The sequence below is a fragment of the Paenibacillus sp. 2KB_20 genome (assembly GCF_052115765.1).
GTDB lineage: Bacteria > Bacillota > Bacilli > Paenibacillales > Paenibacillaceae > Paenibacillus_AQ.
In genome coordinates, this window is sequence record NZ_JBFRHH010000003.1 from 373343 (window position 1) to 387025 (window position 13683).

At 47.9% G+C, this 13683-nt stretch carries 10 protein-coding genes, 1 pseudogene and 1 other annotated feature; of the genes and pseudogenes, 4 read left to right on the plus strand and 7 right to left on the minus strand.

All coding sequences use genetic code 11. The features are described 5' to 3' along the window. Nucleotides 1-83 precede the first annotated feature (83 nt). Nucleotides 84-2075 (minus strand): sensor domain-containing diguanylate cyclase, encoded by a 1992-nt coding sequence (locus tag AB4124_RS11095; protein ID WP_441972859.1) that lies wholly within the window; start codon nt 2073-2075, stop codon nt 84-86. A 534-nt stretch (nt 2076-2609) separates the two neighbouring features. On the opposite strand from AB4124_RS11095, the gene rpsD reads away from it, so the two are divergent. Continuing rightward, on the plus strand, nt 2610-3212 hold the full coding sequence (gene rpsD, locus AB4124_RS11100) for a 30S ribosomal protein S4 (RefSeq protein ID WP_076320710.1): 603 nt from the start codon (nt 2610-2612) through the stop codon (nt 3210-3212). Between the two features lie 86 nt (nt 3213-3298). Here the strand turns inward: rpsD and AB4124_RS11105 are convergent. Beyond that, nucleotides 3299-3445, minus strand: a pseudogene (locus AB4124_RS11105) (tyrosine--tRNA ligase); the annotation flags it as partial. A 43-nt stretch (nt 3446-3488) separates the two neighbouring features. Then, nucleotides 3489-3746 (minus strand) — a binding site (T-box leader). Between the two features lie 144 nt (nt 3747-3890). Here AB4124_RS11105 and AB4124_RS11110 point away from each other — a divergent pair. Further along, nucleotides 3891-6998, plus strand: coding sequence for a transglycosylase domain-containing protein (locus AB4124_RS11110; protein WP_441972862.1), 3108 nt, complete (start codon nt 3891-3893; stop codon nt 6996-6998). Nucleotides 6999-7220: 222 nt separating this feature from the next. On the opposite strand, the gene acsA is transcribed toward AB4124_RS11110, so the two are convergent. Continuing rightward, nucleotides 7221-8945, minus strand: a complete 1725-nt coding sequence (gene acsA / locus AB4124_RS11115; RefSeq protein WP_076320707.1) for an acetate--CoA ligase — start codon at nt 8943-8945, stop codon at nt 7221-7223. 286 nt (nt 8946-9231) lie between these two features. Here acsA and AB4124_RS11120 point away from each other — a divergent pair, with 286 nt between their 5' ends. Next, nucleotides 9232-9864, plus strand: a complete 633-nt coding sequence (locus tag AB4124_RS11120; protein ID WP_076320706.1) for a GNAT family N-acetyltransferase — start codon at nt 9232-9234, stop codon at nt 9862-9864. 117 nt (nt 9865-9981) lie between these two features. On the opposite strand, the gene AB4124_RS11125 is transcribed toward AB4124_RS11120, so the two are convergent. From AB4124_RS11125 to AB4124_RS11140, 4 genes are all read right to left on the minus strand, one after another. Next, on the minus strand, nt 9982-10683 hold the full coding sequence (locus tag AB4124_RS11125) for a 5'-methylthioadenosine/adenosylhomocysteine nucleosidase (RefSeq protein WP_430138974.1): 702 nt from the start codon (nt 10681-10683) through the stop codon (nt 9982-9984). 115 nt (nt 10684-10798) lie between these two features. Beyond that, on the minus strand, nt 10799-11809 hold the full coding sequence (ccpA, locus tag AB4124_RS11130) for a catabolite control protein A (protein WP_098742808.1): 1011 nt from the start codon (nt 11807-11809) through the stop codon (nt 10799-10801). Between the two features lie 93 nt (nt 11810-11902). Further along, a complete protein-coding gene (ytxJ, locus tag AB4124_RS11135; RefSeq protein WP_213645301.1) occupies nt 11903-12250 on the minus strand; it encodes a bacillithiol system redox-active protein YtxJ in 348 nt (115 codons plus the stop codon). Between the two features lie 95 nt (nt 12251-12345). Continuing rightward, a complete protein-coding gene (locus tag AB4124_RS11140; RefSeq protein WP_422759553.1) occupies nt 12346-12768 on the minus strand; it encodes a hypothetical protein in 423 nt (140 codons plus the stop codon). A 305-nt stretch (nt 12769-13073) separates the two neighbouring features. Here AB4124_RS11140 and AB4124_RS11145 point away from each other — a divergent pair, with 305 nt between their 5' ends. Then, a complete protein-coding gene (locus AB4124_RS11145) occupies nt 13074-13601 on the plus strand; it encodes a type 1 glutamine amidotransferase domain-containing protein (RefSeq protein WP_179090569.1) in 528 nt (175 codons plus the stop codon). Nucleotides 13602-13683 lie beyond the last annotated feature (82 nt).

The following is a 13683-nucleotide window of genomic DNA, read 5'->3' on the forward strand; positions in this document are numbered from 1 at the left end:
TCTTTCTCTTAGGCTATCCGCGGTCCATGACATTATGCAGAAGACAGAAAAAACCCTGCAGCCACTAAATAGCTGCAGGGTATTTAATCTAATCCGATTTCAGCCTCGGCCCTCTCCACGACAATCCGGTTGCGGCCGCCATTCTTCGCTTCGTAAAGAGCCATATCCGCTCGATAAAAGAGGGACTCCACGCTGATCTTGTCATTGGTCCAGTTCCATTCGGAAATTCCGCAGGACACCGTTACGCGCGGGTCGGTCTCTTCCGATACCCTTATGCGAATCCGTTCGGCGACCTGCATCGCCTGCTGAATGCCGAGTCCCGGCAAATACACGGCAAGCTCCTCGCCTCCCCAGCGGGCCGGAATATCGCTATGGCGAATCGTTGTCTTCACGATACTGCTGACCTGCTTCAGAATTTTGTCCCCCCGCTGGTGACCGAACGTATCATTAACCTGCTTGAATGCATCGATATCCACAACAATGAGAGAACCGCAAAAATCACGAGTCTGACATTCATGGATCATTTCATCAAGATAATGTCTCGCATACAGTTCAGTCAGCATATCCCGGTTCGCCATTCTTCTCACTTCCGCATGCAGGAAGGCATTGCCGATAGCCAGACCAATATGGCTTGTCAAAGCTTGAAGCAACCGATAGCTGTCATACGAAAAATAATGCCGCTTCGCATGGGTGAGAAGGACACCCCCCCGCACCTCACCGTTTACGGTAAGCGGAGTAGCAATCATCGAGCTGGAATGAGTGCTCTCCATTAGCCGGGATTCCGCCGGACGTTCTTCGTTATAGTCTGACAGGATGAGCGGTTCCTTCGAATGGTAGACTAGGCCGCCCAAACCATAATCCTTCTCAAAGACCTCCTTGGCAAGCCATTCGGCGTTGCAGGATACCACTTCAAGACCGCCAAGCTCCTCGTTATAAATCAAAATGCAGCAGTAATCGGCCTCAAGAATCTTTAGCAGCTCATGGTTGGCAAATTGAAATATCTCCGCCAAATGCAAGCTTTTGTTCAACCGCTGTGTCAGTTCATTAATCATACGGAGCTCATGAATCATCAGGTTGGACTGCTCGTACAATTTGGCATTCTCAAACGCGGTGCCTGCAGCATCAGCCATCATAGAGAGCAATTCCAGATCCATATCGGGCAGCTCAGACTTGTCCACTTCCACATGGAGCACGCCATAAACGCCCTGCTTGCCTCCCATGGGAATCCCGATTTCCACGATCGAATCGGGTTCCTTATGTTCATCAATCGTGAGGGTACCCTCCATAAATGTGCGGACATAAACCTCTCTCTGCCAATGATGAAGCAGCAGGGGACGCACCAGCGGATGTCCGCTCTCATGGTCCTGAGACATAAACAATTCAACTTTGGCCTTGGGATACAGTGCCAGAACACTGTCGATAGCCTCCACCAGCACATTGTCCACATTAATCTGCACATGCATCCGCTTTACATACTGAAACATGATGGAACGCCTGTGCACCTCACGCTCAGCTTGGTTGTGGACTTTCTCCAGATCATCGGCAAATACGTATTCCAACTTCCGATAGAAGCAGGAACGAAACAATAACGCATGAGTTTCTGTCAGCATAAGTGACTGTTCCGGCTCCATCTCAAGCGAGGAAACACTGACCATCACCGCAAATACATCGCCATGAATGCGAGTGAAGAGCGGGACAGCGCACAGCACGCTTCCCTCCAAAGAACCCTTTCCCATCCCTTGGACGGCTTCTTTGGAGTTTAAAGTAAGCGATAACGTCTCATCTTCACTTGCGTTAAGGTATTGCGTTATTTCGGACGCCCCTGTCAGCCAAGCTCCCTCATGAGAAAGAAGGGCCCAGCTGAATTTCTTCATCGCCTGTGTGCCTGCGCTTTCTCTTAGCCACTCCAGATAGCTGTCTGATATGAGAGGCTGAATATAAGGGAAATCATGAGGTGTAATATCCAAGCTCTGAAGCCAAAAACGAGGCTCATTTCCAGGAATTGGCCCAGCATCATTAAACATAACTGCAGAACCGGGAGAGCTTTCATACGCTTTCCGTTGATCTTCTGACATATTGGGCGCTCCTTTGCACCATTATAAAAGGCCTATCCAAGACTGGCGTTCGGGATTCATAATGTAAGGATCCATTTGGCTGCCGCACTTAATAACGGTAACCCAGCTGTTCAACATATTGGGAGGGTCATGATAAACACCAAAAGATGTTACGATATGTAACTAGATAAATGAGACTACTTAATCCAATATCATCTTACTCTTTTCTACCCATTTTTGCATTAAAATTTATGCGTTTTTCACAATATTTTTAGGTCTGTGGTCCTATCGACAAAATTAGACAAAAACCAAGTTATAGTAAGTTGCAGGTTGAACTTGACTTTATATCATTACTTCATATAATATTTATTGTTGAGTAAGAATGCAATGCATTCCATGAATTTGGGCGGGTTGTGTCACCCTCACGTTATTTGTTACTGACAGGACAGCGGCTGAACTTTCCTGGCAGATCTTCCGAAGATTACGGCTAGAGCAAACAAATACGGCGCAAATAGAGCCCTAATGAAACTTTAATTAAAAAGGAGTCTATATAACATGGCACGTTACACCGGTCCTAAATTTAAATTAAGCCGTCGTCTGGGAATCTCCCTGAGCGGTACAGGTAAAGAATTGGCTAAACGCCCTTTCCCTCCAGGTCAGCATGGTCCTAACCAACGGAGAAAAATTAGCAACTACGGTATGCAGCTTCAAGAAAAGCAAAAGCTGCGTCACATGTACGGCTTGGGCGAGAAGCAGTTTAAGACCCTGTTTAACAAAGCAACTGGCATGAAAGGTATCGCTGGTGAGAACTTTATGTTCCTGCTTGAGAGCCGTCTGGACAACCTGGTTTACCGTCTTGGCTTCAGCAACTCCCGTGCGGGTGCTCGTCAATTGGTAGCTCACGGTCACGTGACTGTGAACGGCAAGAAAGTCGATATCGCTTCTTACGCTGTGAGCACTGGCGATGTAATCGGTCTTCGTGAAAGAAGCCGCAGCCTCTCTTCCATCAAGGAAGCTTTGGCTAACCGCGTACATCTTCCAGCTTACCTTGAGTTTGATGAAGCAGCAATGGAAGGGAAATACATCCGTCTTCCAGAACGTTCCGAACTTTCCCAAGATATCGATGAGAAACAAATCGTCGAATTCTACAACCGTTAAGATTAACTCGGAACCCAAAAAACCTGAAGGCCTTGGCCTTCAGGTTTTTTTAATATCGAAATGAATCCTCCGCAAGTTCAATCATCTTAAGAAAACTTCAATCTGGCAAATTTACGCTTGCCTACTTGAACCACATCCCCGTCTTGAGGAGCGATTTCACCGTGGGTGTCGCTGCACTTTTCTCCATTCCATTTTACGGCCCCCTGCTGGATACTGCGTCTGGCCTCGCCATTACACCTCCCTTTAATTTTGAACGCAAAAAAGCTCCTACTCATCCCAAGGGACGAGTAGGAGCGCTCGCGTTACCACCCTAATTAAAATCCGTTGCCTCAGGAACGGATTTTCACTTCATTGCCATAACGGGTTGTCATCCCGGAACCGGACTACTGTAACAGCCGTACAGGTGCACGACTCTGTTTCCCCCGGTCAGCTCCGGACGGTAATTCAAAGGGGCTCGTTATCGGTTTACACCACCCACCGACTCTCTGGAAACGAAAGGCTCCGCCTTCTACTGGGGTCCTTCAAAGCTTTTCACGATATGAACTTTGCATTATTTGTATCATATGCTTCCCGAAAAAGTCAATCTTCCTCAAAAAAGGACACGCTATGTAGGGACACATGATTCAAAACCTTCGATTTATGCTATAATAGGTGCGTTAAAAGGAGGAGTATACATTCATGGTTGAGGAGAAAAAACAAGAGCCTGAAAAACAGAAAAAACCGCGTAAACGGTCCTTTCTGCGGGTGCTCGGATCCGTCATCGGATGGCTCTTTGTGGTAGGTCTGATGGGCGTTTTGTTCGCCGGAGGAGCCATAGGTGGCTACGTAACCTCTATTGTTGAGAATGAGCCGGTAAGATCCAGGGCTCTCATCGAGAATACGGTGAACGATAATGCTATAACGGGCTTCGCCTACTTCGCAGATGGCTCACCGATCGGGCAGCTTAGAACCGAAGAAGACAGACGACCTGTGGAATTCAAGGATATTCCCCAGCTTGTGAAGGATGCCGTCGTATCCATAGAAGATAACCGTTTTTATACACATAAGGGTGTTGACATAAAAGGTACCGCTCGCGCCGTGAAGGAACGCGTGCTGAACGAGTCGGTTCAAACCGGCGGCAGCACGTTGACGCAACAGCTGGCCAGGCTCACTTTTTTAAGTCGCGACAAAACCGATAACCGCAAGGTCAAAGAAATGCTGCTGGCCATGCGGATGGAACGCTTTTTGAGTAAAGACCAAATTTTAACAGCCTACTTGAACAAGGTTCCTTACGGTAACGGTTCCAGCGGATACCAACTGTTCGGGATCAAGGCTGCGGCAAAAGGCATATTTAACATTAACAATCTGAATGATCTGAATGTGGCTCAAGCTGCATATTTGGCAGGTCTTCCGCAGCTACCTTCCTCCTACTCTGCCTTTAACGGCAAGGGGGAATTTGACGAGAAATCATTCAACCGTGCAATAAACCGCCAGCACCGCGTACTGGGAAGCATGCTGGAAGAAGGTAAAATAACGCAAGCTGAGTATGAAGAGGCCAAGGCATTCGATATCAAAAAATCGCTTGCTCCTCGCACGCAGAAGGCCTATGTGACTTATCCTTATCTCATGATGGAAGTAGAGCGCCAAGCATCGAATATCCTGATGAAGCTGAGCGAGGAAGCCGAAGAGAACGCAAAAGGCACGCAAGCGAACTCCGATCTGATGGATGCATCCCGAGCTCAGCTCAGCACCGGCGGTTACCGTGTTTACACCACCATCGACCGGACATTATACAAGACCATGCGCTCCATCGCAGAGAATGACAGCAACTACGTGCCTGACAGCGCGGAAAAAGGAATGGAGCAAACCGCCGCGATGATGATCGACAACAAAACCGGCGCCATTCTCGGTATGATTGAGGGCAGGGATTTTAACACAGAACAAATGAACTACGCTACGCAAATGAAACGACAACCTGGATCTGCCATGAAACCTATTGCCGCCTATTTACCGGCACTCGATTCGGGGGCGATTCAGCCTGCCAGCGTGGTGGACGATTCACCGATCATCTTAAAGGACTACAGCAAAGTGTTCCATATTCCTAAAAACTCGTACAGCGGGTATAGGGGATTGATGACGGCAAGACAGGCACTGAACAATTCAACCAATACGGTGGCGCTCAAGTTGTTTAACAACACGGTTGGCATCGAAAAGGCTTGGGAGTTTTCCAAGAAGCTGGGTATCACTACCTTGGAGGAAGACGATTATAATGCTTCCACCGGTGTACTGGGGGGGCTGCATTACGGGGTGACAGTGGAAGAGCTCACCAATGCATACAGTGCCATCGGCAACCAAGGCAAATTCACGGACGCCTTCATGATTGAGAAAATCGTGGATTCCAAAGGCAATATTGTCTATAAACACGAAGTAAAGCCGGAGCAGGTATTCTCTGAACAAACCGCGTATCTCATGACGGATATGCTTCGTACCGTCATCACGAACGGAACAGGCAGCAAGGTCCGAGACACGTACAAGAAATTTAATGAGGTTCCGGTTGTTGGTAAAACCGGATCCACCCAGAACTACGGGGATGTCTGGTTCATGGGATACTCGCCTGACGTTACGCTTGGCGTATGGGTCGGATATAAGGAACAAAAAAATACGCTCGTCGGAGACCAGCGCAAGCACGCCCAGGCCATTTGGGCCAGAATCATGAACGAAGTAACGGACGTGAAACCGGAGCTGTTCCCGACCAAAACGTTCGAGAAACCTGAGGGCATAACGTCCAAGACGGTTTCCGCTTACAGCGGCAAGCTGCCGACGGCCTTAACGGACAGATTCGTAACGGATCTGTTTAATGTGAAGTTTGTGCCTACCGAAAGCGATGACGGTATCGCAAAAGCGAAATACATCACCTATCGGGGTGTAAATTACATTCCACAGGAAGCGACGCCTTTGGATATGTTGAGAGAACAAATCGTAATCAAGCGTGAGAAGCCCCTTGATGAGCTGATTGTAGAACTGCAGAACGCCTTGAAGGTCATGAAAGGTGAAAAGAGATCGCTGGAGTCTTATCTTCCGCAGGACGCGAAGAAAGGGATGCCAAGCAAGGTTGACCCTAGAACAGATGACGGCAAAGCCCCTACCCCACCGAAAAACGTACATTATTCGATGGGCAGCGGCTCCATCAGCTTTAATGCCAGTGGATCTCCTGATGTTGTCGGATACCGGCTCTTTAAATCCGTTAACGGCAGTCCGTTTACACATCAAGGGCAGGTGGTGCTCGGCGACGAGAGCCTTGTCTTCTCGGGACTTGGAGCTGACGGAATGTTTACTTCCTATTACGTTGTTGCCGTTGACGTAGCCGGCAAAACATCTGAACCAAGCGCTATTGTGGGCGGTACAGCACCTGGATTCGAAGTTCCAGGCGATAACGACACGAAACCGGATGACGACATCGATAATCCTGGTGACGGCATCACGGAGGGAGATCCCAATGACGACCTGGAACTTGGGAATGAAGGTGCTACTACCGTACCGTCTGCACCAGGTCAGCCGATCCTTGCGGCTACCCCTGAGGGCTTCCAGGCCACCTGGAGCGGCAATGCTCCAGAGGAAGAAGTAATGGTCTACAACATCTACATCAGTCCGAACAGTGATGGCAATTACCAGCTTCTTGGCTCAAGTAAGAGCACGGAGTTCTACTACTCCTCGGGTAACCCAATCGGCGGTACCTTTAGAGTAACTGCCGTAAATCCAATCGGTGAATCTGCAGCTTCACCGGCCGTATATTTTGAGAAAAAATAGATTGGTATGCTAAAAAGCCAGCCCCTCTACAGAGATCATCTGTTAGAAGGGCTGGCTTTATTTTTTAGGTTAAGCAGGTACTTCTACGTATATTCCATGAGGACAGACTGCATCTTGCGAGATAAGAAGGTTAACCTCGGAAGTTTAAACTTTCTCTAAAAAAGACTGACAACGAAAATGGTGGTCACCATCTCCATTGTCAGCCCTGTTCTTGATCACGGTTTAATCTTCAATTGTGGACAAATCGCCTGTCGGAAGATCCAGTTCCCACGCTTTCAATACGCGGCGCATGATCTTACCAGAGCGCGTCTTCGGAAGTTTATCCTTAAACTCAATTTCACGAGGTGCGGCATGAGCGGAAAGTCCTTCCTTTACGAAACGGTAGATTTCATCCTTGAGCTCCTGAGTAGGTGTATACCCCTCACGTAAGGAGATAAAGGCCTTTATGATCTCGCCACGGGTTACATCAGGCTTACCGATCACGCCTGCTTCAGCGACAGCGGGATGCTCAACCAACTTGCTCTCCACTTCGAACGGTCCGATTCGTTCACCGGACGAATTAATCACATCGTCTATTCTGCCCTGGAACCAGAAGTATCCTTCTTCATCCATATATGCCGAATCACCTGAAATGTACCAGCCCGGAATTCGGAAGTATTCTTCATACTTCGCCTCGTTGTTCCAAATTTTTCTCATCATGGACGGCCAAGGTGTCTTGATGGCCAAATTACCCATCGTGTACGGAGGCACTTCTCTGCCCTGATCGTCCAAAATCTTAGCTGTAATGCCCGGCACCGGACGCCCCATGGATCCTGGCTTGATCGCCATGCCCGGGTAATTACAGATCAGCTGTCCTCCGGTCTCTGTCATCCACCATGTGTCATGGATACGCTGCTTATAAGCCTTGTGTCCCCAACGCACCACCTCGGGATTAAGCGGCTCACCAACAGATAAAATATGCCGTACATGGCTCAAATCATATTGGTCGATAAGGTCGGAACCGGCACCCATCAACATGCGGAAAGCGGTCGGAGCGCTGTACCATACCGTTACCTTATTGTTCACCAACGTGCTGTACCAATCCTGTGGACTGAAACGGCCTCCGCGAATGACATTGGTAACCCCATTCAACCACGGTGCAAAAATACCATAGGACGTACCGGTTACCCAACCCGGGTCCGCCGTGCACCAATATATATCATCTTCCCTTAAATCCAAAACAACCTTGCCCGTATAATAATGCTGAATCATGGCATTCTGCACGTGATACACGCCCTTCGGTTTCCCGGTAGAGCCTGATGTATAGTGCATGATCAATCCATCTTCCCGCTCAAGCCATTCAATCTCCAGCTCACTTGATGCAGCCTCTACTTCCTCGTGGTAGCTTACTAGCCGCGAGTCCTCCTCCTCAATCTCGCCAACAACAAAAATATGCTTCAGTTCAGGCAACTCGTCTCGCTTCACACGTGACAACAGTGCAGGTGTCGTAATCAGTGCAACAGCACCACTGTCCTCCAGACGGTCCTTTACCGCCGTTTCCATAAACGCCTCGAACAATGGGCCGACCACGGCGCCTACCTTCAGAATGCCCAGCAAACCGGCATAGAGCTCAGGTCCGCGCGGCATAAAGATAAATACCCGATCACCCTTGCCAACACCATATTTGCGGAGTACATTACCGAACTTGTCGGATTTCTCTTTCAACTGCGCATAAGTAATAGATTCCTCGCGATTGGCGTCACTGTACAGGAGAGCTACCTTGTCTCCTCGCCCCTCTGCTACATGACGATCAATAGCTTCATACGCCATATTTACTTTGCCCGTCTCATACCAAGTAAAATGTCTCTCGATTTCGTCCCATGAAAACTCGGAGCGTGCCTGCTCGTAACTCTTCATATTGGAATGTGAAACTTCACTTGGCAATATTTCGCTATGCGTTTGATTCATGATAACATCCTCCTCATTCTCAAATCGGTCTCCTCATAGTGGACAGCGCTTACAAAATGATTGAATGAAACATACATTTTACACATTGCGGTGGGTCGTCACGTTGTCGCAGTCATCGAGTCATCAACCCTTAGAATTCGCAAGGAAACATATCGTTAAGTACAACATAAATGTGAAGATTTTATGTCGAAAAGATTATATCATAGCTCTTGTTTGCCTGTCATTGCTTTTCATTTTTTTATTTTTTTGCTATAAGTAGGGTATGGAATTGAAAGGAGCGTAACGGATGGAACACTGCAAGGTATACCTGTCTCATGTTTTGTTCCCTGAAGACCGCCGCCTGATCATCGAAGGACCTGTACCTCCCGAGCAACTATCCGAGCTAACCATGCACCCTGATCTCAAGGCTTTTCGTCGTCCTGCGGAGCAGCATGAGGCATTGGTGGAAATTGCAGGCCTGCCCGAAGGCAGAATCATCATCACGAGAGACCAAGATATGATCGTTGGATATGTAACATTTCATCACCCGGATGAGCAGGAACGCTGGTCCGAGGGCAATATGGAAGATTTGATTGAACTTGGTGCCATCGAGGTAGCAAAAGACTACCGTTCTCTGGGACTTGGGCAGCAGATGATCAAGACTGCATTTGAAGAAGAACAGATGGAGCGTTACATCGTGTTTACGACCGAGTACTACTGGCATTGGGATCTTAAAGGAAGCGGCCTTAACGTATGGGATTACCGCAAAATGATGGAACGGTTAATGAAAATCGTGGATATGGAGTGGTACGCAACCGATGATCCGGAAATCTGTTCCCATCCTGCCAACTGTCTTATGGTCAGAATCGGGCGGCACGTACCGCTTTCATCACAAGAACAATTCGATCGTATCCGTTTCAGACAGCGGTTTATGTATTAAGTCGATACCCAATAAAATAAACAAAAAACAAACTCCCCGAGAATTTGCCACAGGGGAGTTTGTTATCTGCGGGCGCATAACTGAATATGCATACCGACTGCTTGCTCAAATTTGTTACTAGAGTTTGCCTAGCATGTAGTTCACGATTTCGTGTGAACGCTTGGAAGCTTTCACTGTAAACTCAGGGAAGTTGACATGGGCAGAGCCGTCAGCCTTATCTGACATGGATCTGATCACCACATATGGCACGCTGTTCATATAACACACCTGGGCAACAGCAGAACCTTCCATTTCCGCGCACGCCCCGTTCAGATCCTCGTAGAGCGTCCGTACCGTTTCACGGCTGGCAATGAACTGGTCGCCGGACAGAACCTTCCCGATGACGTAATGATTCACCGCCTGCTCTTTGCACGCTTCCTCTGCCAGCTCGATCAACGACGGATCCGCAGGAAAATCAGACACTTCCTGATACGGAATCAAACCGCGCGCAAAGCCGAGCGGAGTCACATCCATATCGTGCTGCATGCAGGAGGAAGAGATGACGATATCGCCAATATTCAGCTCCGGATGCAGCGCACCCGCTACGCCGGTAAACAATATTTTGGAAACGCCATAGGTGTCAATCAGGATTTGCGTGGTAACCGCGGCATTCACCTTACCCACCCCGCTCTTACATACAACGACTCTCTTGCCATGAATCGTTCCTGAAGCATATGTAACCCCTGCACGGACTGCTGTTTCTTTATTCTCCAGTTGACTGAGCAGCAACTCCACTTCTTCGTCCATGGCCCCGATTAGGCCGATAACCTGTGTTGTCATACCGATATCCCTCCTGAATTCAAGACCACATATAAATCCCACCAGAAAAAAGCCCCTTAAAATCAGGAGCTTTCTTCAAATCAATAGATGTCTAAACAGCTTTTATTCACACTTCTTACTCGTTCACATGACTAACCGAAAGCCGAAGAATCGTTTCATGCGGCAGAATCACGCGAGGATTCTCCACATTCTCCTTCTTCATTAGCTTGGTAAGCAAACGCATAGCTACAGCTCCCAGATCATACATCGGTTGAGCTACCGTTGTCAGCTGTGGACGAACCATTGATGCCATCCGGATATTATCAACGCTGATAATAGAGAAATCATCCGGCACTTTATAGCCTTCATCCTGAATGCTATGAATAGCGCCAATTGCCATCTCATCGGTAGCAGCAAAAATAGCCGTCGGTTTCTTCTTAAGCCCCAGGAAGTATTTCATCGCTTCCACGCCGGACTCATAGCGATAGTTACCAATCCGCACCAGATCCTCTTGATACTCAATGCCAGCTGTCTCCAGTGCCTTCTTGTAGCCTTGGAAGCGTGCATAACCGTTCGCCGGATCCTGCAGCGTTCCGCTGATCATGGCAATCTCACGATGCCCGTGCCGGATCAGTGTGCTTACCGCATCAAACGCAGCTTGTTCATGATCAATGTCGACCGAAGGATAAGAACCTCTCTCATCACTTGTCGCACAAAGAACAATCGGCACAGCCGATGTCTGGAACGCCTGGATATGCTCGTCCGTCACCGTTCCACCCATAAACAACAGCCCGTCCACTTGCTTCTCAAGCAAGGTGTTGATAACGCGGATTTCTTTTTCCTTACGTTTGTCGGCATTACACAAAATTATATTATAGTGGTACATGTTAGCAATATCCTCAATACCACGGGCAATCTCCGCAAAGATCGAGTTCGAAATATCAGGGATCACAACGCCGACGGTTGTGGTCTTCTTGCTGGCCAGACCTCTGGCTACCGCATTCGGACGATACCCTAAACGTTCAATCGCTTCGTATACTTTTTTCCGGGTCTGAGGCTTAACGTTCGGGTTATTGTTTACAACCCGTGATACCGTCGCCATGGAAACGCCTGCTTCGCGCGCAACATCGTAAATGGTTACCGTCAAATTCCTTCTCTCCATTGCCAATAGATTTTCATTCGTTCAATACCAATTGAATTTATGATACGACAAATTACTGCTTTGTGCAACGACACGGCATTAGATGCCGTCCAATTGAGCTTTCAGCGCTTCAGCCGTAATATGGGAATGGGATGTATGCCAGACTGGCGCTCCTTCTTTTACAAGAATAACTTGTGGCGATTCGTGCTGTATGCTTAGAGTTTCCGCAGCCTGACTCGACACCGGACGGTCGGCAATGACATCGATCCATACATAGTCAATCCGCTCGTTCGGCTGGTCCTCAAGGTAAGCTTGCACTTCCTTATAAGCTCCGGCACTAATTGGGCATCTGGTACTATGTTTGAACAACAGCAAGGGCCTCTGCTCCGAAGATTCAAGCGTGTTGCGTAACTCTTCTATAGTAGTCATTTTCGTCAACGTCGCCATAGGATATACATTCCCTTCATTGTATTGAAGTTCCTATCCTCTATCCTAACAAAAAGTGCGTGAAAAATCCAACAACCGCGAAAATTTTCTGAAAATTATCTTGCATAATTGCCCGAATTTTCAGGAATGAGAGATTTGATGGTGCTTAATTGCTCAAGACGTCCCTCAATTTGTCTCATCCAGTCACCGTCGCCCATGCTCTGGGCATAACGAAATAGATCCAACAGCATATTAATTCGCTCATCAAAGACTTCCATGCAGCGTGCCTGCCATTCTACCGACAAATTATCATCGTATGTACGGAACACTTCTCGAAGTACGTATGCAGACTCATTAACATCTGCGAACGAAACGCGTATTCGTCCGGTTTCATTGCTAATCGATGCGAGATAGCGAAGTAAATCCGGTTTAATAAGAGGTAGAAGCTCATACTTCATACAAGACTGACAGGCATAAACAGGAACATGACATATTCGAGTCTTTCTTTCATGAATCAGCTTCCTTAATTCCAACTTCATCCATTGTCCGCAGTTGCAGGTTTTGAACAAAATGCCCACCCCAAATCCTATCACGTAATCTAATACCAACAGCCCTATGTCACAAATCTGTCGCCTGAACTAGTTCTATTCGACTATCATACCAGAGAATCCTGCTATTTTGTGATAATGCTTTATTTACCAGATATGTTTCCAAATGTTTGTTCTTTGGTCGCTCCTATGAAACCCCTGTCCATATTTGTTACAATGAATACAGTCTTAAGAGACCTATTCGATCATGTTACGGATATATCAAGAAATCTGCAGAGAAAGGGGCTAAATCGATCATGAGATTGGCTGGAAAAAAAGTGATAGCGCTTGTAGACGAAGAATTTGAGGATCTGGAACTATGGTATCCCGTTTACCGAGTCCGGGAAGAAGGGGCCGAAGTCCATCTCGCCGGATTGGAAAAAGGAAAAACTTACACAGGCAAATATGGTGTTCCCGCTCAAGCTGAGTATTCCTTTGAAGAACTGAACAGCGAGGATTATGATGGAATTCTCGTTCCGGGCGGCTGGGCGCCGGACAAGCTGCGCCGTTATGATAAAGTGCTGCAACTCGTTAAAGAGATGAATGCGGACAAAAAGCCGATCGGACAGATCTGCCACGCCGGATGGGTGCTCATCTCTGCCAAAATCCTGGACGGCATTACGGTGACTTCCACACCGGGAATCCGGGACGACATGGAAAATGCCGGTGCAATCTGGAAGGATGAAGCGGTTGTAACCGATGGCCATATTATTTCCGCCCGCCGTCCTCCGGATCTGCCGCCGTACGGCAAAGCCTTTTGCGATGCTCTGGCACAGCAAGGCTAAAGCTCCCCTGCACCACACAAAAACAGCCGCTCATTTCACCAAGAAGTGCTCCTGGTGAGATAGGCAGCTGTTTTTTATATGA

Bases quoted from the DNA above. Each gene is read 5' to 3' on its own strand.
- AB4124_RS11095 (WP_441972859.1), bottom strand. From the start codon at position 2,075: ATGTCAGAAGATCAACGGAAAGCGTATGAAAGCTCTCCCGGTTCTGCA.
- rpsD (WP_076320710.1), top strand. From the start codon at position 2,610: ATGGCACGTTACACCGGTCCTAAATTTAAATTAAGCCGTCGTCTGGGA.
- AB4124_RS11110 (WP_441972862.1), top strand. From the start codon at position 3,891: ATGGTTGAGGAGAAAAAACAAGAGCCTGAAAAACAGAAAAAACCGCGT.
- acsA (WP_076320707.1), bottom strand. From the start codon at position 8,945: ATGAATCAAACGCATAGCGAAATATTGCCAAGTGAAGTTTCACATTCC.
- AB4124_RS11120 (WP_076320706.1), top strand. From the start codon at position 9,232: ATGGAACACTGCAAGGTATACCTGTCTCATGTTTTGTTCCCTGAAGAC.
- AB4124_RS11125 (WP_430138974.1), bottom strand. From the start codon at position 10,683: ATGACAACACAGGTTATCGGCCTAATCGGGGCCATGGACGAAGAAGTG.
- ytxJ (WP_213645301.1), bottom strand. From the start codon at position 12,250: ATGGCGACGTTGACGAAAATGACTACTATAGAAGAGTTACGCAACACG.
- AB4124_RS11140 (WP_422759553.1), bottom strand. From the start codon at position 12,768: ATGAAGTTGGAATTAAGGAAGCTGATTCATGAAAGAAAGACTCGAATA.
- AB4124_RS11145 (WP_179090569.1), top strand. From the start codon at position 13,074: ATGAGATTGGCTGGAAAAAAAGTGATAGCGCTTGTAGACGAAGAATTT.